At 61.0% G+C, this 21,725-nt stretch carries 15 protein-coding genes; 2 read left to right on the top strand and 13 right to left on the bottom strand.

Annotation, left to right across the window (positions count from 1 at the left end; all coding sequences use genetic code 11):
* The first annotated feature begins 32 nt into the window (after positions 1-32).
* Complete coding sequence (locus RUH75_RS11315; protein WP_313805874.1) at positions 33-1,499, top strand: aldehyde dehydrogenase family protein; 1,467 nt, start codon at positions 33-35, stop codon at positions 1,497-1,499.
* Positions 1,500-1,846: 347 nt separating this feature from the next.
* On the top strand, positions 1,847-3,067 hold the full coding sequence (locus RUH75_RS11310) for an acyl-CoA dehydrogenase family protein (protein WP_313805872.1): 1,221 nt from the start codon (positions 1,847-1,849) through the stop codon (positions 3,065-3,067).
* Between the two features lie 225 nt (positions 3,068-3,292).
* Here the strand turns inward: RUH75_RS11310 and RUH75_RS11305 are convergent, their stop codons facing one another.
* The 13 genes from RUH75_RS11305 to RUH75_RS11245 all read right to left on the bottom strand — a co-directional run bounded on the left by RUH75_RS11305 (position 3,293) and on the right by RUH75_RS11245 (position 21,612).
* The gene (locus RUH75_RS11305; protein WP_313805870.1) at positions 3,293-4,015 is read right to left on the bottom strand and encodes an FCD domain-containing protein; all 723 of its coding nucleotides are present in this window, start codon (positions 4,013-4,015) and stop codon (positions 3,293-3,295) included.
* Between the two features lie 91 nt (positions 4,016-4,106).
* Complete coding sequence (locus RUH75_RS11300; protein ID WP_313805868.1) at positions 4,107-5,687, bottom strand: bifunctional 3-(3-hydroxy-phenyl)propionate/3-hydroxycinnamic acid hydroxylase; 1,581 nt, start codon at positions 5,685-5,687, stop codon at positions 4,107-4,109.
* Positions 5,680-6,402: a dienelactone hydrolase family protein gene (locus tag RUH75_RS11295; RefSeq protein WP_313805866.1), complete on the bottom strand. Its 723-nt coding sequence runs from the start codon at positions 6,400-6,402 to the stop codon at positions 5,680-5,682. Before RUH75_RS11295 ends, RUH75_RS11300 begins: the two co-directional genes overlap by 8 nt.
* A gap of 41 nt (positions 6,403-6,443) precedes the next feature.
* Positions 6,444-7,607 carry an alcohol dehydrogenase catalytic domain-containing protein gene (locus RUH75_RS11290; RefSeq protein WP_313805864.1) on the bottom strand — a complete coding sequence of 388 codons (1,164 nt, stop codon included), beginning with the start codon at positions 7,605-7,607 and terminating at the stop codon, positions 6,444-6,446.
* Positions 7,608-7,859: 252 nt separating this feature from the next.
* Positions 7,860-10,304, bottom strand: coding sequence for a TonB-dependent receptor (locus RUH75_RS11285; protein WP_313805862.1), 2,445 nt, complete (start codon positions 10,302-10,304; stop codon positions 7,860-7,862).
* Positions 10,305-10,646: 342 nt separating this feature from the next.
* Positions 10,647-11,561, bottom strand: coding sequence for an AraC family transcriptional regulator (locus RUH75_RS11280; RefSeq protein WP_313805926.1), 915 nt, complete (start codon positions 11,559-11,561; stop codon positions 10,647-10,649).
* Positions 11,562-11,882: 321 nt separating this feature from the next.
* Positions 11,883-13,058, bottom strand: a complete 1,176-nt coding sequence (locus tag RUH75_RS11275; RefSeq protein ID WP_313805860.1) for an acyl-CoA dehydrogenase family protein — start codon at positions 13,056-13,058, stop codon at positions 11,883-11,885.
* A 95-nt stretch (positions 13,059-13,153) separates the two neighbouring features.
* On the bottom strand, positions 13,154-14,164 hold the full coding sequence (locus RUH75_RS11270; protein WP_313805858.1) for an NADPH:quinone oxidoreductase family protein: 1,011 nt from the start codon (positions 14,162-14,164) through the stop codon (positions 13,154-13,156).
* Positions 14,165-14,216: 52 nt separating this feature from the next.
* Complete coding sequence (locus RUH75_RS11265) at positions 14,217-15,776, bottom strand: AMP-binding protein (protein WP_313805856.1); 1,560 nt, start codon at positions 15,774-15,776, stop codon at positions 14,217-14,219.
* A 2-nt stretch (positions 15,777-15,778) separates the two neighbouring features.
* On the bottom strand, positions 15,779-16,981 hold the full coding sequence (locus tag RUH75_RS11260) for a CaiB/BaiF CoA-transferase family protein (RefSeq protein ID WP_313805854.1): 1,203 nt from the start codon (positions 16,979-16,981) through the stop codon (positions 15,779-15,781).
* 48 nt (positions 16,982-17,029) lie between these two features.
* On the bottom strand, positions 17,030-19,348 hold the full coding sequence (locus RUH75_RS11255; RefSeq protein WP_313805852.1) for a TonB-dependent receptor: 2,319 nt from the start codon (positions 19,346-19,348) through the stop codon (positions 17,030-17,032).
* 280 nt (positions 19,349-19,628) lie between these two features.
* Complete coding sequence (locus RUH75_RS11250) at positions 19,629-20,615, bottom strand: NmrA family NAD(P)-binding protein (RefSeq protein ID WP_313805850.1); 987 nt, start codon at positions 20,613-20,615, stop codon at positions 19,629-19,631.
* Positions 20,616-20,643: 28 nt separating this feature from the next.
* Positions 20,644-21,612, bottom strand: coding sequence for an NmrA family NAD(P)-binding protein (locus RUH75_RS11245; RefSeq protein ID WP_313805848.1), 969 nt, complete (start codon positions 21,610-21,612; stop codon positions 20,644-20,646).
* Positions 21,613-21,725 lie beyond the last annotated feature (113 nt).

Here is a 21,725-nt window from a genome sequence, read left to right as displayed (position 1 = left end):
CTATTGCGAACAAGACTTATGAGAGGAATGCCATGACCGCTATCACGACCGCCGGCCTTTCCCTTCCCAAAATCCAGTATCACCAGTTGTTGATAGATGGAGTATGGGTGGAAGGTTCGGACCAGCTGGAAACCTATGATCCCGCGTCCGGCGCGGTGATCGCGTCGGTTGCGAAGGCGACGGCGCAGGATGTCGACCGCGCAGTCCGCGCCGCGCGGAACGCGCTCGAGCGCGGCCCCTGGGCGACGATGTCGGCGGCCGACCGCGGCCGTCTCCTCTACCGCCTCGCCGACCTGATCGAACGCGATATCGACTATGTCGCGGCACTCGATTCCTATAACAGCGGCAAGCTCGTCATCGACGCCAGGGACGAGGCCGGCCTGGCCATCAACTCGCTGCGCTATTATGCCGGCTGGGCCGACAAGATCGAAGGCGCCACCATCCCCGCGCGCGGGGACGTCTTCGCCTACACGCTGCGCGAACCGGTCGGTGTCATCGGCCAGATCATCCCGTGGAACTTCCCCCTGCTGATGCTCGCCTGGAAGTGGGGGCCGGCCCTCGCCGCCGGCAACACCATCGTCATGAAGCCCGCCGAGCAGACCCCGCTCTCGGCGCTCTACCTCGGACAGCTCGCACTCGAAGCCGGCTTCCCCGCGGGCGTCATCAATCTGCTGAACGGCCCCGGCGAGAGTGTCGGTGACGCCATCGTCACCCACGGCGGCGTCGACAAGATCGCCTTCACCGGCTCGGGCGCGACCGCGCGGATCATCCAGAAACGCGCCGCCGACACGCTCAAGCGCTGCACATTCGAACTCGGCGGCAAAAGCCCGATCGTCGTTTTCGCCGACGCCGATCTCGATCAGGCCGTGGAGAGCGCCTATTCCGCCAACTTCTGGCACGCCGGGCAATGCTGCTCGGCCGGCACGCGCATCTATGTCGAGGATGCGATCCGGCCCGAGTTCGTGAGCAGGCTCGCCGACAAGGTCAACGCCCGCAATCTCGGCCACCAACTCGATCCCGCCTCGACCCAGGGGCCCCAGGTTTCGCAGGAGCAGAGCGACAAAATCTTCGGCTATCTCGAAGCTGGTCAGCGCGAAGGCGCCCGCCTCGTCACCGGCGGTCAGCGCCATGGCAACCAGGGCTATTTCATCCAGCCCACCATCTTCGACGATGTGACCGACAGCATGTCGATCGCCCGCGAGGAGATTTTCGGCCCCGTCGCCAGCATACTCGGCTTCAGCGACGCCCAGACCGTCATCGATCGCGCCAATGACACCCCCTTCGGTCTTGCCGCGGCCGTCTTTACCAAGAACATCGATCGCGCCAACCGCTTCGTCCAGCAGGTCAAGGCCGGTTTCGTGTGGGTCAACTGCTACTTCATCCTCGATGCCAGCCTGCCCTTTGGCGGCGTCAAGCAGTCCGGCTTCGGACGCGACAATGGCGAGGCTGCCCTCGAACAATATACCGAATATAAAACCGTCGTTGTCGCACGCAGCTGAATGACTGACCCTTGGCACGACGTGCGAAGTCACTGACCGAGACGCGTGGCCGTATCTCGCGTGAACATGGGAACATGGTCGCGCGAGAAAACGCCATGGACGATGGTCACGCCATCTCTACGCAGACCTGCCTGATGATTTCCCGAACCCGCAGGCACATCACTGGCCTTCGGCTCCAAGCGATCGAAAACCGCTCTAGCCAGCATCCGACTGAAGTCGGCGCGTCTCGTTCTTCAAAGGGACCCCACGAATTGATTATAAATCATTTTTGATTTATATACTTCTCTGATATGGATTCGGAAATGTGATCGTCGCATTCCGACGGCGGTGAACCAGGGAGAGATGCGATGGGCGCTTTGCAACAACTTCATGCCGAGGATACGGCAGAGGGTCAGAAGGCTCTCCGCGACGAACTCGTCGCGCGGGCCACGGCATTGGTGCCTCAGCTTCGCGCCGGCGGCACCTATTCGGATGCCAACCGGCGGCTGCCGGAAGAGAGCGTGACCGCGCTCCACGAAGCGGGCCTTTTCCGGATTCGGACACCGAAGCGGTTCGGCGGACTCGAAGCGGACCTGCGCACTTACCATGATGTCGTCGCGGAAATCGGTCGCGGCTGCGGTTCGGCCGCCTGGGTCGCCTTCATCTCCAATGCCACCGTCTGGATCGCCTGCCATCTGGGAGAACAGGCAGTCGAGGATATTTTCAGCGGCAATCCGGACGCCCGTTTCATCGGGTTGTTTGCGCCGCTTGGAACCGCGACGAAAGTCGAAGGCGGTTACAAGGTCAATGGCAAGTGGCCTTTCGCGTCGGGCAGCCTCCACGCCGATTGGGCGCTGTTGTCGCTTCCCCTTCCCCAAGAGGACGGTACTTTCGAGCAAGGCGTCGTCGTCATGCCGATGAACGACCTGACGGTAGAGGATACGTGGTTCTTCGCCGGCATGCGCGGCACCGGCAGCAACACCGTTATCGCCAGTGATGTCTTCGTGCCAACCCATCGCACCGCTCCGCTCTCGCGGCTGCTGGCTTCCAATGAGGTCGGGCAAAGCGACAAGGCCTCCTTCCGCGAAGCCTTCGCGGCCAACGCGGTGATCATGCTGGGCGCTCCCGTGATCGGTCTGGCACGCGCGGCACTCGAACTGACCCTCGATCGCGTCAATGCGGGCAACAAGCGCATCTCGTACAGCAGCTACGCAGACCTCCGGAAGTCGCCAGCCATGCAGGTTACGATCGCCGAAGCAGCCAGCATGGTCGAAATGGCCAGCGCCTCGCTCGAGCGTTGGTGCGACGAGATTTCCGATGGCGGGCGTGCGGGGGAACCCCTTTCCTTCATGCGCCGCGCGCAGATGCGCGTCGATCTCGGCCGTGCCACGCAGATGGCGCGTCAGGCGGTGAACAAGCTTCTAGATGTGCAAGGCGCGAGCGCCTTTGCCGATGACAACCCGCTGCAGCGCGTCTGGCGCGACATTGAATTCGCCACGCGGCACGGACTGCTGTCTCCGGAAGTTCCCCTGGAGATATTGGCGCGCGGCCTGTTCGGTGATTTCGAACCGCTTTCCCCCCTTGTTTGAGCCAGCCGCACCGCCTAGGATCATCGCCAATCCTATTGCCTTACGCGCTTTGCAGGACACGGTTCTACCATCGCAATAAGACAGAATGTGCAAGGCGCATGCAACGATGCCGTGCCATGACTTGAACAGGCGAGGAAATATCAGGAAGGCGCCACCCAAGGACAGCTATAGTCGAAGACGGACCGACGAAAGCCATCCCTCCTGATATAACCGGCGCAATCCAGATCACCCCGTCAGGGTGGCCGGCTGATTTTCAAACAGGATGGAGTCGAGCACATTACTCGCCGTGGCGCGGATATGGCTTTCGATCATGTTCTGCGCCAGTTCGACATCGCCGCCCGTCATCGCCTCCAGCAGGCCGCGATGCTCATCGCGCTTTGCCCGTGGCGACTTGCGCATCAACGCCGACAGACGGCGATAACGCCGCGCTCTTTCGAACAATGATTTGCGGATTTCCATCATCGTCGGGGAAGCCGCCGTCGCCACCAGGCTTTCATGAAAATCAAAATGGCGCGCATCCCATTCCGGAGAGACGACATGTTGGTCCATCTGCTGGGCTTCAACGCGATCCAGCCGATGATAGGCGGCCAGCATTTCCGATTTCCACGCCGATCCGCCACGCAGCATCGACCGGGCCACGCATTCCCGCTCGATCAGAACGCGCGCGTCGGTCAAATCCAGCAGGTCCTCACGCGAAATCGGAGCGACCGCGAAACCGCGCTGCCCTTCGGACACCACCAGCCTCTCCGACGCGAGACACGAAAGCGCCTCACGCAGCGTGGAAAAACTGGCGCCATAGATTTCACGCAGATTTTCGAAACGCAGCCGCTCACCCGGCGGCAAAGCGCAACTGATGATATCGTCACGCAATCTGTGAAGAATATCCGTCGCTAACGTTCCGCCTACAAGCGTCCGTGACCGTTGATCAGCAACTCTTGGTTCCTTCACGCCATACCCTTTTCGAAAATCTTGTCCAAGGTAATGGGGAGGTGCGCTAATGTCCAGTATTCGGTGGGCTCCAGCTGCCCATCGCCTTCCCTCAAGCCATTTCCCGATCCCGCAGCACCTCGAACGCGGAAAGCAACCGGCCTGCATCTTCCATTCTGGACACGCTCCCGAAAACCAGATGGTCAGGACGCACCAGCATGGCGGCTGCGCCATATTTGCCCATCATTGTTGTAATGATCCGCGACGGGTCGCGCATGCGCAGCACGTCCGGACTTAAAACGCCGCCATCCAGCGCGACGACGGCAATGCCCATCGCCATCGCCCTTTCCCTTACTGAAGCGTCCATCGCTGTGGCATCGTCCAGCACGAGAAGATGGCGGGCCTGCAACACATCGTCCATGCGACCCTCAGCGCCGTCCACCTCGACCACGGGTTGCGGAAAAACGACCCCGGCGCCGGGCGACAACCGCCCGGTCGCGTCACGAAAGAGGAACCCGTCGGCAATGGGCGGCAGCAGGTCCTGGCGCACGATCTCTCCCCGCCCAGACGCCATTTCGTCCAGCAATTTCCTGTCTCTTTCCGCGGCGCGTTCTCCATCGCGCTCGCAGATCAACCGGCCGAGTTCCTTCGTCAGTTCTATGACGGAACGGCAATTTGGGCGCCGTTCGGTTTCATAACTGCCCAGCAGCGCCGGATTCGCTCCGTGCCGGATCACTTCCGCCAGTTTCCAGCTCAGATTGATGACATCCCGAATGCCCTGGTTAAGCCCTTGCGCCATGAAAGGCGGCGTCTGATGCGCGGCATCGCCGGCAATGAATACCCGCCCCTTCCCCCAGGATTCCGCGACCAGGGCATGGAAACGATAGGTCGCCGCGCGCCAGAGCCGCCCCTCGCCCGGCCTCAGCCATCGGCTCAACAAAGACCACACCGCATCATCCCTGACCATGTCGGCTGGATCTTCGCCCGGCAGCAACATGATCTCCCAGCGGCAAAGGTCGCCGGGACCATGCACCAATGTCGCGGGCCGGCTGGGGTCGCAATATTGCACCGTGGTGTCCGGCAGGTTCGAGCGGTCGTTCACATGCACATCGACCACCAGCCATGGCTCGTCGAACTGAAGATCCTCAAAGCTGATCCCCAGCGATTCCCGCACAGGACTCCATGCGCCGTCGCAGGCGACGACATAGCGCGCCCGTTCAGTCAGGCGCTTCCCGGAAGGATCGAGCAGTTCGACCGAAACCCCTTCCCCGTCATCCGTGACGCGCTCGCAGCGCCAGCCGAAACGGGCATCGATCGAGGTGTGGTCCACCATCGCGGCGCGTAGCAGCCGCTCCAGTTCCGGCTGGATGAAGGTGCTATAAGGCGGCCATGACAGCGGATGGGGCTCCGGCTGCGGTATGATTCGCCGCAGCACATCGCCGCTGGCGGAGCGATATTCCGAAGCGCGATAGGCCCCCAGATAGGGCGCCAGATCGTCCATCACGCCCAATTTCTGCAACGCACGCATCGATTCATGGTCTATGCCGATCGCCCGGGGCTTGTCATAGGGGACGACCTCCGCCTCGACCGCCAGGACATTCAGTCCCTCCCGCCCCAGCAACAGCGCGGCAATCGCCCCGACCGGTCCGGCCCCGACGACGATGACATCGAAAATTGCCCGTTCATCAGCCATTCTTCAGTTCACCGTCGAGAAGATGGAAAAGTCGCTGCCAGTGCAGTTCGGCCGATGGCGCATCATAGGTCGCACGATTGGGAAAGGCGAACCCATGGTCCACCCCGGGAAACACCTCGCACGTCCATTTCGTCGCTGCTCCTTTTAAAGCGGCCTCAATCGCCGGTATATCGGCGGTGCTGGCAAACTGGTCGAGTTCCGCAAAGCCGAAATACAGGGCGCCCCGGGCTTTCGCGGCGATATGATGCGGGCTGTCGTCCCCATCGGTCACAAGCGACGTGCCGTAAATGGACGCCGCTGCCTTGATCCGATCCGGCCAGGTCGCCGCCGCCGTGATGGCGAAGCGCCCGCTCATGCAGTAACCGATGGCGGCGATGCGGGAACTGTCCGCTTCCGGCTGCTCGTCGATCCATCGCAACAGCGCCGTGGTATCAGCCATCACCGCCGGGAATGTCAGCGACTGGATGAGCTGCCACATCTGCTCGTGTTCGGGCGCCGCGGGATCGGTCGCCCGTTCCCCCGGCCGCCCCGCCGCACCGGACCTGTAATAGAGATCGGGCAGAACGACATAATATCCCTGTTCGGCGAAACGCCGCGCCATCTGGTGCAATTCTTCACGAATGCCGGGACCATCCATATAGAACAGAACGACCGGAGCGGGTTCCTTCCCGGGGTGGGCGACGAATATATCGGCATATCCGTCCGCCAATTCCACGCTGCATATCTGCTGCTGTATCATCGATCTTTCAATCCGGATCAGGGATGAATCACATAGTTTGAAAAGCCGCCATTTCTGGCCGCAATTCCGGAAATGGCTTCGTTGACCTGTTCCAGCGGATGGGCATTATGCTCGAAGATCGACAGATCCAGGATGCCGGATTCGGCAAGGGCCGCCATTTCAAGGCCTTCCTGGGTGGTGAACCACAGCGACCCGATCAGGCGCATGTTCCGGTCCATCATATAATGGACATCCAGCGGCACATTCCCGGCCGTCGCGCCGACATTGACCAGCGCGCCACCGCGACGCAGGCTATAGACCCCTTCCAGAAACGTCTCATGCCGGGCGCCGGGGCCAAGGCAATCGATGGAGGCATCCACGCCCTCACCACCGGTCAGGACCTTGGCCCACTCGGCAACGGACCCGTCCTCGATGCTGAAGGTTTCGATACGATCCGGCGCAAGCGCCTTGACCTTCGCGAGCAATGCCCGGTCGCGGCCCGTTCCAAGAATCCTCCGAGCGCCCAGCGCCAATGCGCCGATGACGCCGCCCAGCCCCAATGTGCCGCTCGCGCCCTGGATCAAAATGACGGAACCGGGACCGACATTGGCCTTCTTCAGCGCGGAATAGGCCGTGCCGATATAGCCCAATCTGGCGGCCTGATCGAAAGTGACCGACTCTGGCAGCGGCACCAGTGCCGTGGCGGGCGCCGTCATATATTCCGACATGCCGCCATAGGGATATTCGGCATACATGCGCAACGCCTTCCGGGAGAAACCGAAATAGCCGTTGAAAGCATAATATTCACATGCGACCGGGTCACCGCCTGAACAGTGACGGCATGTCCCGCAGGAACGGCCCGGATTGACGTAAACCCGGTCGCCGGGCTTGACGTCACAGACGTTCTTGCCGGTCGCGACGACCTCGCCTGCGGGGTCGAGGCCGAAGACCGCCGGGAAAGGCGGCAGAGGAAGATCGGGAAACCATGTCGTCCAGTTCGACAGGATGTTGCCCAGATTGGGGACGATCCCGCAGGAACGGACGCGCACCAGAACATCGCGGTCGCCGGGCGTCGGAACGGGAACCCGCTCGATCATCAGCGGACCACCCACTTCGTGCATCCGCGCCACGCGCATCGACTCCGGCAATGTTGCGGCCGACCTTGCCGGATCGATTGCTGCGACAAATGGTTCAGAACTCATGCGAACTTTCCTCTCCGGGCCATGGCCTGTCTGCATCTGCTCCTTACTTGCCTAAGGAGATAATTTTCGAAATTCAAGCGCCATCTTAAGATGGCGAATAAACAGCTAGAAATGCCTCAGTTTCTAGCAACAAATCCCTATTTATTGGCCCCCGTCGATTGGAATTTTCTCCATTTTCGAAAGCACTTCCATCGGCGCGGCAGCGGCGAATCCCCCCGCCGGCAACTCCGCGCCGATGCAGTTGAATCCGCTCTAGAATTTATACCCCAGGCTGACGCCATAAGTTCGCGGCATGCCATAGGATTCGATATTGCCCCCGAAATTCGCCACGCTGTCGAACCCTATCAGGCCGTATCGCTTATCGAGCAGATTTTTCGCATAGACGCCAATGCGGATGCCGGAGTTCGCGGTCCAGTTGCCGGACAGGTTGATCAGCGTGCGTCCGTTGAACCAATCCGCGTTGAAGTTGCGGATATTGTGGTAGAAACCCGATGCATAGCTCGCCTGCGCGTTCAAGGTCAGGCGTCCGTCGAACACATCGGATGGCACCGTATAGGTGAGGTCGCCGGAAAGCTGGGTGCGGGGCGCGTAGGTCGGGCGCACATCGCGAAACACGCCCGGCGCAATCTCGAAATCGGGAATGACGGCATGAGTATAGGAACCACCGACCGTCGCGTGCAGGCCGTCAGCCAACTGGAACCCCATATCGATATCGAAGCCATAAACCCTGGCATCGGTATTCTGGACGAAGCCTGAATTGTTACGGAACAGAAAGGCCTGATAGTCCTGATAGTCGTAGTAGAAGGCAGAAGCGTTCACCGAGAACAGCCGATCGCCAAACTTCACGCCGCCCTCATAATTGATCAGCGTCTCCGGGCCATAGGACATCAGCGCGCTGCTCAGCGGCGGGCTGCCGTCTGGGATCGGCGCGTTGTAGCTGCCGCCCTTCACGCCACGGTTCACCCCGGCATAGATCAATATCCGCTCGGCCGGACGGTATTCAAGCTGCGCCTTGGCCGCCCAGAGCGTCTTGGACCGTCGATCGGCATAATCGGGCTGGAGCAGGAAAAGCGCGACTTGGTCGTCAACCGTAAAGTCGTCGTCATTCCGCGCGGCGAACGATACGAAGTCATAAATCTGCCGCTCCCGGATCAATCGTCCACCAAGAACGATGGTCCATCGCGGCGCGAATTCATAATCAAACTGCCCGAAGACGGAAATGGAACGCGTTTTCAATCGCACGACGTCGATCGCATCCACGCCATCGTCGGGAAGTCCGAACCCGGCGGCCAGCAAGGACCCCTTCGGGCCGAGCAGGCCCTGGGTCGTGTGGGCGTCGATATCGAGGAAATAGAGGCCCGTCGTCCAGTTGAGGCCGGTCGATCGACCACTCAGCCGCAGTTCCTCCGACCAGGCATCCGTATTCGCCTTCGTCCCGAAGAGGAAGAGATTGTTCGGCGTACCGTCTCCATCCATCAGGAACTGCTTCTTATAGTGCTGATAGGCCGTAATGGATGTGAGGGTGACGCCGCCAAAATCATAATCGACATGAGAAGAGAGTTGATAGCCGCTAGCCCTGTTCAGGCGGTTGCGGGCAAAGTCCGAAGACAGCTTCAAATCATCCGCGCTTACCGGATCATAGCCGAACCATGTCGCGCCGGGCGCCCTGGTTCCATCCCCGGGGAAGGCGAAAGCGGCCAGCGGAATTGCCGCGAAATTCGTGTAATTTCCGCCATCGGACCCAATGGCGAGCCGCGTTTCGGTTGGTGACGCACGGTCCGACTGGATGAGCCGCCCCTGATCATCATAGGTGCCGATGGCGGCAACCGCCGTATAGGGCGCAGTCGACAAATCCTGCCTGGCGCCCTGCCCCATCAGGCGGATGGTAAGGGCATCGGTCGGCGTGAGCTTGAGTTGCAGGCGTCCCGCATAGGTTTCGTTCCCGCCCTCATCCTGGCAGCAGGGGGACGGATGACTGCCGGGCGATCCGAAATCGGCGGGCGCGCCGGCGGCCAGACCCTCGGGATAGACATTGTGCCAGAAATTCGAGATCCGGGAATAATAGCCCGATGCCCGGATCGCCGCCCACTCTCCCAGCGGAACGTTCAAGGCGGCTTCGGCCTTGGCTTCATTGAAGCGGCCATAGGATATGTCGCCAAACCCGCTCAGCCTGCTGCTGTCGGGCTGCACGATGACGGTGTTCACCAGGCCGCCCGTCGCATTGCGTCCAAAGAGCGTCCCTTGCGGTCCCTTCAACACCTCGACGCGCTGCACATCGAAGAGGGCCAGCGTCTGGCCCTGCTGCGTGGGGATATATATGTCATCGACATAGGCCGCCACCGGCGCCTCTATCGCATCATTGAAGTCGGACTGGGTCACGCCGCGGATCGTGAACTGCTGGCTTTGCCCTCCCAGACTGCCCGATGCATAAACGCCGGGCGTGATCTGGGCGATATCGGTACTGCTGGACAGTCCCTTGGACTTCAGCGCCTCCCCTGACAGCGCGACAACCGCGATGCCGACATCCTGAAGACTCTGCTCGCGCCGGTTCGCGGTCACGACTATATCCGCCGCGCCAACATCCGCTGCCCCTTGCGGAGGCGACGTCTGCGCCAGGGCAGTCGCCCAACATCCCGATACAGCCAATGCCGCCGCACTGGAGGCAAGCGCTATCCAACTGACACCATGCGTTTTCATGGAACCTCTCCCGAACCTTATTGTCATTTTGTGTCACCCTGCTTCGCACAGACCCGCAATCTCCGCAATAATAATTTCGAAATTATTGGCGAGAGCAACGGATGGGGTCGTATGAAATGAGAATGGTCCTTATTTATCATATGCTTGATGTTGATATCATGATTGGATTACCTCCTTCTAAGCTAATAACGATCGCCAAGAACGATTCGAACGGACCGATCCGATCCGATGCAGATCAGAAATTTTGGTAATTTCGAAAGTCAGGGCAGGCCCAGGGGGGCAGATTCTTTTATCACGCCTGGATGTTGATCGTTCGCACGGCCGCACCCTTCACATCGCGTCTCAATGATGGACGCCTGTAGCTCCATGTTCGAACCGATAGTGGCCCGGCGTCAGGTCCGACCATCGTCTGAAGGCGCGATGGAAGGCGCTTGCCTCGGCAAATCCCAAAGAGGCGGCTATCTCTTCGAGAGACAGGTTGGACTTTGCCAGCGCCTCGAAAGCGAAATCGCGTCGCACATCATCTTTGAGCTGCTGGAAGCCCGAGACGCCGTCGTCCTTTAACCTGCGCCGCAATGTCTGCGGGGACGTCGCAAGCATTGCAGCCACCGTCTCGAGAGAGAGATGATATTTGACGTTCCGTTTCAGGATGTTGCGCACGCGATCAGAAATGGTGATCTCGTCCAGATAGCGTATGAGGAGGATTCCGGGAACGGCCGACAGGAATTTGCGCGCGTCGGCAACGTCGGGCACGACGGACCACTGCAGAATGTCTCGCGGAAAGACCAGTTCGCTGCGCGCTTCATTATATTTTATGGGAGAGCGATAGACCTTGGCCAGTTCACCACTGAAGAAATTCTGCTCGAAGGAATAATGAAGACCTTTCAACGGTATCGATTTCTGGCTCAACCAGCAAAGGATTCCGTATGCGAAAAGGAGGATCGTCCCGTGCAACTGCGGCTTCTGCGACGATGGTCCTGAAAGGTCGTTCAGCGCCAAACAGGCGGCGTCCCCCTCCACATGCAAGGACAAACGCAGATCGTCCATGACGAGCGAAAGGAACCGCCCCGCTTCGCGGATCGCATCCCGCAAGCTATCGCAATGGACCAGCGCATTGCACAGGAACCGGAACGAGCCCGGCTTCACCGGCCTGCTGCAGATGAGCCACAACTCGTCCCCGGTCGCCCTGATCAATCCGACGATCAGAAGTTCCAGGCTGCGTAGCGTGATCCGGGCGCCTGGAAGCGATGCGATCATCGGATCGATCCCGGCCCGCATCAGGATTTTGTCGATGTCGTGACCAGCCCGCTTCGGTCCGGCCATGATTTCCATGGCGAAGCGGGCATCGATCGTCAGGTGACGGCGGTCCGCCGTCGACCGCACAAAATCCCGGCACTGGTTCGGCGACGAAGCCAAGTGATTTCCCATATCGCAACCGATCGTCCCGCGCTCGGCTCCTGCCCCGATCCGGCGGTGGCAACTTGTCACAAACCCGGCTCAAGTCAAGGTCCGGCGGATGGGAACGGCCGGGGCGCCACCGCCGGGATGGGCCCGCCCTGTTCCCGGCAGCAACCAGCGTCAGCCGCGTCGCAGCGCTTCCTTGGCAATGATCATCTTCATCGCCTCCGTGCTCCCCTCCGCAATGCGGCCGACGCGCGCTTCACCGGCAAGCTGGATCAGGCGAGTCTGCTCTATGACGCCCAAACCGCCATGAATCTGGATGGCGCGATCGACGACATTGCCGCCATAGACGGCGGCCACCGCCTTCACCATCGCGACCTCGCTGCGTGGATCGCGCCCCTGGTCGAGCAGCCAGGCTGCCTTGTAGACCATGTTGCTCAGCTGCTCGATCTCAATCTCATTTTCAGCGATCATCCACTGGATCGCCTGCCGGTCCGCCAGTGGCTTGCCGAAAGTCTCGCGTTCCTTCGCGCGGGCGATCGCGCGCCGCTGTGCCCAGCGCATCTTGCCGATATATCCGGCGCCGATCGCGACCCGGTTCCGGTTGAGCTGGTCCATGAGATAGTGGAAGCCGCTGCCTTCCTCGCCAAGCATGTTCTCGACCGGCACGGCTACATCCTTGTAATGATAATCGCATGCCCGGCCGAGGCTGCCGGTCGCATGGGTCCTATATTCCTCGCCAATGGTGAGGCCCGGCGTGGGATAGTCGACCAGGATGGTGCTGATGCCCCTATGCCCCTTTTCGGGAGAGGTCACGGCATAGCAGAGCAGATAGCTGGGCACGACGATCGGGTGGACCGGGGGCGGCGCCCAGCGCTTCGTGCCGTTGATGATGAAATGGCCGCCATCGCGGATCGCGGTGGTCCGGATGTTCGCCGCATCCGATCCGGCCCCCGGCTCGGAGATGTGAATGTGGAAGAATTTCTCGTCCTGAAGGATCGGGTAGAGATATTTCTCCTTCTGCCATTCGGGCGCCTGATGCAAAGCGGGGCTGGGTTCAAGGAAGCCCGAATAGGTCGTCAGATTGCCGTGGACGACATGCGAACGCATAATCTCCTCATAGACCAGACATTTGGCGACGGTGCCAAGCCCCAGGCCACCGACCTCCTTGGGGACAGAGAGTCCGCGCAGGCCATATTCCTTGAACTTGCGGGCGACATGGAACAGATCTTCCGCCGGCATGTCATAATCATCAAAGGCCCAGCGATCTTCCAGAGGCTTGCACACCTCGTCAACGAAGGCGGCTGCCCTTGCCTTGATTTCCTTTTCTTCGTCCGAAAGATCGAAATACATCACGCATCCTTGAAGTTCTACGATCCGATTGGGATCTGATGTGGCTTTGTTGGTCATATGGCGCTCGACCCGCTTCCGGCAGGTTGAGGGTCATTTCAGCCGGGTGGAAAATGCTCCAGGGTGACGACCACTTTCCCCGCGATCGCCCTGGCGTCCAGCATGACAAGGGCGTCCAGGGCTTCGGCAAAGCCCACGACGGTGGAAGGGGATGGCTTGATCCGGCCATCCACGATCATCGCGACCAGTGCCTCGACATCCCGCGCCCGTGCGGCAGGATCACGCATCCCGAAATTATACCAGTCGACACCGACTATGCTGCTGCCTTTAAGCAGCGGGAGGTTCAACGGCACTTTTGGAATGCCTGCCGCAAAGCCGATGACAAGATAACGCCCGTGCCATCCGGTCGCGCGGAGCGCCGGTTCGCAATAGGCGCCCCCGACCGGATCGACAACCACGTCGAACCCGCCATCACCCGCCGCCTGCCTGAACGCCTGCCCAAGGCCCTTTGCAGCGTCAGGCTCCAGTTCGCGCGGATAGGCCATCGCCGATGCGGCGCCACGGGATCGCGCGAGATCGAGCTTCGTCTCGTCAGATGCCGCCGCCGTCACGACCGCTCCCAGCGCCGACGCAATCTCCACTGCCGACAGGCCGATGCCGCCGCCCGCCCCCAGCACCAGAACCTTCTCGCCCCTGGCAAGATTGCCCCGGCGCGTCAGCGCATAATGGCTGGTGCCATAGGTGAAGAGAAAGCCCGCGCCATCCTCGAACGAAATCCGTGCGGGCAAGTGAAAGGCATCCCGTGCCCTGAGTATCGCCTGTTCGGCAAGACCGCCCGTGGTGCAAAGGCCGAACACGCGGTCGCCGACCGCGAAATCCGCGACGCCCTCGCCAATGGCGGCCACCACGCCGGAAACCTCCGACCCCGGCGCAAAGGGCCGGGGCATCCGGAACTGATAGCCGTCCCGCATCATCAACAGATCGGGATAGTTCAGGCCACAGGCCTTGACCGACACCAGAACCTCGCCCCGCTGAGGAATCCGGTCGGGCAAATCCCCAAATGTCAGAGTCTCCGGGCCTCCCGCGGCGGTGCTAATCCATGCCTTCATCGACAAATCTCCAGAACATCTTCACATGGCCCAACGATGGGCTGCGCTGTCGTCAGACAAGGCGTTCCTGCCCTTTCCAGAGCGCCGCCTTGATCGCCTGCTTGTCGATCTTCCCAAGTGCGGTGAGTGGAAGCCGATCGACAATCCGCACCTCCTTTGGCGCGGAGACGGCACCTTTCTGCGCCTTGACCATCTCGATCAGTTCCGCTGGATCAGGCACATGCCCCTCGCGCGGCACGATCATGGCGATGACGGCTTCGCCCCATTTCGGGTCCGGGCCGCCCACGACGGCAACCGACCCGACCTTCGGATGCCGACTGAGGACATCCTCGACCTCCTTTGGGAACACATTGAAGCCCCCGGTGACGATCATGTCCTTCTTGCGATCAACGATGTAGAGATAGCCCTGCTCATCGCAGCGCGCGATGTCGCCGGTGCGCAGCCACCCGTCGACCACTGCCTGAGAGGTCTGCTCCGGCTGGTTCCAATATCGCTCCAAGGCCCAGGGAGCGCGGGCACATATCTCGCCCGCCATGCCCGCCGCCACTGACTGGCCGTCATCGCCGATGAGCCGCACGTCGCAGCCGACTGCCGGAATGCCGCAGGACAGGAGCAGGTCCGGCCTGGCGAGGTCATGATCCGCCCGGCGCAATGTGGAAATGATGATGCATTCCGACTGACCATAGATTTGGGAGAAAACGGACCCGATGCGGTCCAGGCCTTCTTCGAGCCGGCTGGCCGACATCGGCGCAGCGCCGTACAGCAGCAGCTCGAGTGAGGACAGATCGGTCGAGGACAGGCTCGGATCGTCAAGCAGCGCGTAAATCATGGTGGGAACGAGGAGGGAGAAGTTGATCCGTTCCTTGCCGATTGCCGCGATCATTCGGCCCGGATTGAATCCATTGTGGAGATGCACGCGCCCGCCACGTATCCATGTCGGCAGCAACATGCCCGCGCTGACGTGACTGATCGGCGCGACGGCGAGATAGACCGGGACTTCGGGAAACTCAAAATTCACCAGATTGGCGGCAGCGAAATGACTTTGCTGCCTGTGCAGCCGCAGCACCCCCTTTGGCCGGCCCGTCGTCCCGCCCGTGTAGAAAATCGTGGCCTTATCCCGTGGCAAGGCGAAACAGCGCGCCGTCTGGGTCCCCACATCCCGCGCCGCAGCCAGCATATCGACACCGAACGAGGCGGAACCCAGCGTGTAGGTCGTCGCCACTCCCGAAGCGCCGACCGAAAGCTGTTCACCGCGATCGGCAAAGCGATCCACATCGACAATCAGCAGACGCGCGCCTGAGTCCTCCAGTTGATAGAGCTGATCGGCCAGCGAACCGAGCGGATGCAGCCAGGTGGTCATGTAGCGCGATGCAAGGGCCGCGATCGATGCGCACCAGGCCTCCGCCCGGTTACCGCTGAGAACCCCCACGCAACTCCCGGCAGGAAGGCCCGATGCCTGAAAGATCGCCTGAAAGCGCCCAATCAGGTCAAGGGCGCCACGATAGGACAGCGCGCCGCCGTCCCATGAAAAGGCGATACGGTCGGGATAACGGGCAAAAGCCCGCAAATGCTGTGCGCTGAATGTGGCCTGTTGGTGCAATCCGCTCGTCACGGTCAATTGGTCCTCTCCGACGCCTTTGGCAATTCCCGGCCCTGCCGGCCCCCGCCCCCCAGCACGCCAGCCTTGACGAGCCGTTCGATTTCATCCTCGCTATAGCCCAAACCCTTCAGCACGACTTGGGGATCTTCACCTGCCCCGCTCATGCGCGGGCGATCCAGGGTCGATCGGGAATAACGCGGTGCGGGAGCCGGCTGCACGACGTCATCGATCGTGAGATAGGCTTCCCTGCCCATATTGACAGGATGAGAAGCGACCTCGGCCAGCGACAGGACCGGCGTTACGCAACAATCGACCTCGGCCAGCGCAGCGCACCATTGGTCCCTGGTCCGGGTACGGAAATGCGCCTCCAGCATGGCATGCTGCTCTGGCCACCGCGAAGGATTCCAGTGCGCGCGGCCGTCGGGATCGGCCGGCAGGCCCAGCGCCTCGATCAACGCGGCGTGGAACTTCTCTTCAATGGCACCGACCGCCAGATATTTTCCGTCCGCCGTCTCATAGGTCCGATAGAATGGGGCTCCACCGTCCAGCATATTGGCGCCGCGCTCGTCCTGCCACCGCCTTTCGGCGTGCAGCGACCAGATCATGCTCATCAGAAGGGCGCTGCCGTCCGTCATCGCGCAGTCGATGACCTGCCCCTCCCCGCTCCCCCGCGCCGACAGGATGGCGCTCACCATGGCGAAGGCGAGCAGCATCCCGCCACCGCCAAAATCCCCGACGAGGTTGAGCGGCGGCACCGGCGGCGCTCCGGCACGCCCACAGGCATGAAGCGCGCCGGTGGCAGCAATGTAATTGATATCGTGACCACCCTGTCCACTGTTGATGCCGGTCTGGCCCCAACCGGTCATGCGCCCGTACACCAGACGCGGATTGCGCTTGAGCAGCTGATCCGGCCCCAGGCCAAGCCGCTCCATCACGCCCGGTCTGAAGCCTTCGATCAGGCCATCGCTCGCCGCGACAATATCCCGCGCGACCGATTGTCCCTCTTCGGTCGAGAGGTCTATTTCCAGCGTCCTGCGCGACCGGAGCAGGACATCATGTTCCGCCCGCATGCCGGACGACGGATCGACTGCGCCAGCCCCCATGCGGCAGATGCGAGTGACATCCGCGCCATGATCGGCAAGCATCATCGCGGCGAAGGGCGCCGCCCCCTGCCCGGCAAACTCGACAATCTTCACCCCGGTCAGCGGGCCAGCCATCATTCTTCCCTTCTTTGAGGGGAGGCCATGTCCATCCCCCAACTCGTTTCAAAACCGCACGGTCAGCGAAGCGCCATAGGTCCGGGGGTCCCCATGGATTCGCCGCACGGCGGTACTCCCGGGGAAAACACCGTTCCGCAGGCCAAAGACACCGTCCAGAACCTGATAGAAATTGCTGTTGGAATATTGGGTGTTTGTCAGATTGCTTCCGAACACGGCGAGCGACCAGCGGTCATCTGGACCGTTGAGGGTCAGGCGCGCACCCAGCAGGGCATATCCATCCTCGATCGTCTGCGGATTGCCGTCGTTCACCTGTCCCTGATATTGATCGGACACGAAGGACAGGTCGGACGCGACATTCCAGCTCATGCCGCTGCCGCCGACGTCGCCGGACCAGTCGAAGCCGAAACGGCCGCTGAATTCCGGCGAATAGGTGACAGGAGCGCCCTTGAGATCCTGTGTCCCGCCCAGGCCGGGCAATCCGGCTGCATTGGGATAGTCCGTGAAGCCGGAGTCGAGATACGCCAGGGATGCCGAAACGCGAAACCGCCGCGTCGGCCGGGCCACGAGGTCAAGCTCGAACCCCTGCTGGCGCAAATTGCCGGCATTCAGGACGGTAAAGCTGGTGCCGTTGAAGGCCCGATCCTGAAAACCGGAAATATCCATCCGGAAAAACGTCACATTCGCCGTCAGGCTGTCGTCGAGCCAGCTCGTTTTTGCGCCGACTTCGTAATTTTTGACGGTTTCACGATCGAACACACGCTGCGTCGAAATCAGGTTCCCGTTCGCATCGAAGGTTGAGAGCGCAACATTGCCCGCCCCCGAATTATAGCCTCCCGATTTGTAGCCGGTCGAATGATTGACGAAAAACAGGAGATCGTCATTGGGCTTGTAGTTGAGGCTGGCGCGATAGGTCAGCCGATTATCCGAGAGGTCTGGGAAGGTGAGTATCTCCACGGCGCGCTGCACGGCGGCGAAGGGGTTGTTGACGCGCTGCGCATAATCCCCGCTCTTCTTGTCCTGCGTCCACCGGGCTCCGAGCGCCAGCGAAAGCGTCGGTGTCAGATGAAAGGTCGCCTGTCCATAGGCCGCGAAGCTCCGGGCGCGCTGATGCACCTGCTGGTCCGTCGCATCGACCCCGCGGCCTGCGGCAAGCGTCGCGTTGCAGGCCGGCCGAACGACCAGCGGCACCAGGATGTTGCAGAATTGCGAGTTCAGCTGGAGCTTCTCGCTGATGTCATATTCTTCCTTGAAATAATACAGACCGGCAACGGCATCCAGCGCCCCTCCCAACCACTGTCCTTGTGGCGAAATGAACTGCAACTCATGACTTTGGCTGCCAGAGCGGAAGTTGGAGCGGCGCGAAGTGATGGGCGCGGGCGTGAAAAGGCCGTCCCCGTCGAGCTGGTCGTTACGCCACTTCCGATAGGAATTGATCAGGCGCACCGTCGCATTGGCCACGTCCCAGTCCAGATGGCTCGACACGCCCCACTGGCGGTCATTCAGCTTCGCGGTGATGTAGCTGTTGAAAATCCGATCATCGAGGTTGGTATCGGGCAAAAGCCCCCCAAGGCGCGAACGAAAAGCGTCCAGTTGCGCGGGTGAAACCGACGTTCGATCGAAATCGACATTGGACACGCCGTCGCCCGTCGATTTCGCGTAATCGGCACGAACCGTCCAGACGACATTTCCGAAATCCGCCCGAACCGACCCGCGCAGGACTGTATCGTCGGTCCCGCCATATTGACGGCCATCGAGCGCATTATGCCAATATCCGCCGAACCATTGCCGCATCCCGGCAAGGCGGACCGCGACAGTGTCCGTGACCGGCACATTGATGTAGCCGTCGAGCTTATAGCGGTCGCCATTGCCGATCTCACCGGTCACGCGAGCAGAGAAATCGGGCTTCGGCGTCGCTGAATGCAGCGACAGGGCGCCCACGCTGGCGTTACGGCCGAACAACGTCCCTTGCGGGCCGCGCAGAACCTCCACGCTTTCCATGTCCAGCATCGAACCCACGATGGCGCCGGCACGGGGAAGATAGATATCGTCCATGAACACGGCGACGCTTGGTTCGATAGCGGCTGCGCCAACCGCGCCAATGCCGCGAATATTGAGCCGGATGCTTGCCGCCTGAAGCCCCTTGAACGCATAGAAATTGGTTGCGACCCTGCCCAGATCCTGCACGCCCGCCACATTGGATTTCTGCAGGCCTTCTGCCGAGAAGGCAGCGATCGAAATGGGCACTTCCTGGACATTCTCTGCCCGCTTCTGCGCGGTGACGACGATGTCGCCTTCAGGCTCCGGCTGAGCGGCGTCGCTGGCCTGCGCCATGGCCGTGCCGCCAAGAGCGGCCAGGCTCGTCACCGCAAGACAAGAGCAAAGAAACTTCCTTCCGATCATCAACCCCTCCGACATGACAGCCACGACTGCTCTGCTGTTTTTTCGTGTCGGGTCGGGATAGGTCGAAAGTCAGGATCGCACGATGACCGAAGCTACCAATCTGAGTGGACTTATCGATCAGCCGCGCCGGAGCGCCACCCGGCCTCCGGAGAACGGGAATGTCATCAAGCTACCGGGAAAAACGGAATGATATTCGATTTATGGGATGTCTTTCGGATGTTGTTTACAATCGGATGGCAGTCCTTCAGGAGACGGCGGCATTCAGCTGCTTCAGGAAGAACGGCTTATATTCCATGAGCCAGGCGCGCATCGTGGTCGGCTTGCGGCCCAATGTCCGTTCGAGGAAATCGTTGAGCGCCCAGCCAACCTGATTTTCCTCCTCATAGCCATGATAGTGCAGCAGATAATCGGGCAGCATGGCAGGCATGGTGCCCGCCTCGACACCCCGGCGCAGCACGGCCAGGAAATTTTCCTCATCCGCATCGAAAGCAATATGGGTCTGGAGGACATCGCTCATGATCGCGGCGACATCCCGGAAGAATAGATAGTCCTGGCCATTGTTGAGCGTATGGAACTGGTAGAGATGCCGGTGGTCGTCATCCAGCAGGACGCGAGCCGCCGCCTCTCCTATTTCACGCGGGTCGATATAGGGCACGCGATGTTCCATCCATTGCAGCTTGCGCTTTTCCGGAACGAACATGCCCGGCCGCAGCAGATTATCCATGAACGACGCGCCGATGTTGAAATAGGTGTTCGGCAGATCGGAATCATCGATGATCCGACGCGCGATCGGATGCTGCAATTCGATGCCCAGGCCAAATTCATGGAGTTCCGGCGGTACGCGGCGCAGATTGGCATTGGGAAGCTCGCCGACCACCCGGATCATATGGGTCAGGCAATCCGCTTCCCGGATCGCCGCGACGAGATTTGTCATCGCCTCCTCCTCGCGCGTCCAGGTCGTCGCGATGACGAACAGCCCCTCCATGTCAGCCACCGCCTTCGTGAGCGAGCTGCGATCATAATAATCGCCAACCACGACCTCGCAACCGGGATGCCGATTGCGCAGCGCGTCCACGCTGGCCGGGTTGCTGGTGATGAGGCGCACCCGGACATCGGGCGCATGACGGCGCAGCCACGCGGCCATCGGCCCGCCAATATGGCCGGTGGCCCCGAAAATTCCAATGCTGGCGGGGACTTTCTTGCGGTTGGGCAACATATATAGCAGTTCCATTTTCTATCGGGGAAGAAGCATTCGGATGTCAGCGCGCTTCCGTCAGGTTCCGGCGCAACTGCCCGGCATGTTCCTGTATCCATGAGCGCATCGTCGTCGGCTTGCGGCCCAGCGTGCGTTCGAGGAAAGTGTTGAGGACCCAGGCGACGTCGTTGTCATCCTCGTACCGAAAGAACTCCCACAGATATTCGGGAAGCTCGGGGGGTATGAAGCCCAGATCCACGGCAGGCTGCATGATCGCGAACAAGGCTTCCCTGCTCGGATCATAGCTGATGTCTATCCGCAGCACATCACGCATCATCTCCACCACTTCATGTTCGTGGAGATTGTCCTGCCCGTTGTTGAGCGTATGGAACTGGTGGAGATGCCGATGATCGTCGCTCAGCAATATCCGCGCGGCAGCCTCGCCAATCTCGCGCGGATCGATATAGGGCACGCACCGATCCGGCCAGGCAAGCGTCCCAGGACCGAGCGAGTAGATCCTCGGGTTCAGCAAATTGTCCATGAAGCTCGCGCCAATGTTGAAATAGGTCACTGGCAGACCGGAATCATCTAGCAGGCGGCGCGCGATCGGATGCTGCGTCTCCAGCCCGAACCCGAATCGGGAAAGCGCCTTGGGAATGCGCTGGGGATGGATCGAAGGGAAGACGCCGACCAGGCGGATCATGTGGATCAGGCTGTTGGACGCGTTGACCGCCGAGATCAGATTGGTCATCGCCGGTTCCTCGCGGGTTCCCGTGGTCGTAACCACGAACAGCCCTTCCAGACCCGCCACCGCCTCCGTGAGCGAGGGCAGGTCGTAATAGTCGCCAACCACAACCTCACAACCGGGAAAGGCCGCTTCCAGTCCGGCGACGCTCCCCTGACGGCTGGTGATCAACCGCACCCTCACATCAGGCGCATGATAACGCAGCCAATGGGCCATGGGTCCACCGATATGGCCGGTAGCGCCGAATATGCCGATGCTGGCCGGTACTTTCTTATGATTTCTGCTCATATTCGCTTTCCGGGAAACTTGCGATGCTGGAGACGCCTCAAGGGTTGAGGTTTGTGCAGATGGTTTGAGCGTTGGTATATTCAGCGAGGCCATCGAGGGCATTTTCGATGCCG

Origin of the sequence: Sphingobium sp., assembly GCF_032153725.1 — a bacterium.
GTDB lineage: Bacteria > Pseudomonadota > Alphaproteobacteria > Sphingomonadales > Sphingomonadaceae > Sphingobium.
The sequence above is the reverse complement of the archived record's forward strand: the minus strand, read 5'-3'. Positions and strand labels throughout refer to the sequence as shown.

Coding starts and splice junctions, on each gene's coding strand:
- RUH75_RS11315 (WP_313805874.1), top strand. CDS start 33: ATGACCGCTATCACGACCGCCGGCCTTTCCCTTCCCAAAATCCAGTAT.
- RUH75_RS11310 (WP_313805872.1), top strand. CDS start 1,847: ATGGGCGCTTTGCAACAACTTCATGCCGAGGATACGGCAGAGGGTCAG.
- RUH75_RS11300 (WP_313805868.1), bottom strand. CDS start 5,687: ATGGCTGATGAACGGGCAATTTTCGATGTCATCGTCGTCGGGGCCGGA.
- RUH75_RS11290 (WP_313805864.1), bottom strand. CDS start 7,607: ATGAGTTCTGAACCATTTGTCGCAGCAATCGATCCGGCAAGGTCGGCC.
- RUH75_RS11285 (WP_313805862.1), bottom strand. CDS start 10,304: ATGAAAACGCATGGTGTCAGTTGGATAGCGCTTGCCTCCAGTGCGGCG.
- RUH75_RS11280 (WP_313805926.1), bottom strand. CDS start 11,561: ATGATCGCATCGCTTCCAGGCGCCCGGATCACGCTACGCAGCCTGGAA.
- RUH75_RS11275 (WP_313805860.1), bottom strand. CDS start 13,058: ATGTATTTCGATCTTTCGGACGAAGAAAAGGAAATCAAGGCAAGGGCA.
- RUH75_RS11270 (WP_313805858.1), bottom strand. CDS start 14,164: ATGAAGGCATGGATTAGCACCGCCGCGGGAGGCCCGGAGACTCTGACA.
- RUH75_RS11260 (WP_313805854.1), bottom strand. CDS start 16,981: ATGGCTGGCCCGCTGACCGGGGTGAAGATTGTCGAGTTTGCCGGGCAG.
- RUH75_RS11250 (WP_313805850.1), bottom strand. CDS start 20,615: ATGGAACTGCTATATATGTTGCCCAACCGCAAGAAAGTCCCCGCCAGC.
- RUH75_RS11245 (WP_313805848.1), bottom strand. CDS start 21,612: ATGAGCAGAAATCATAAGAAAGTACCGGCCAGCATCGGCATATTCGGC.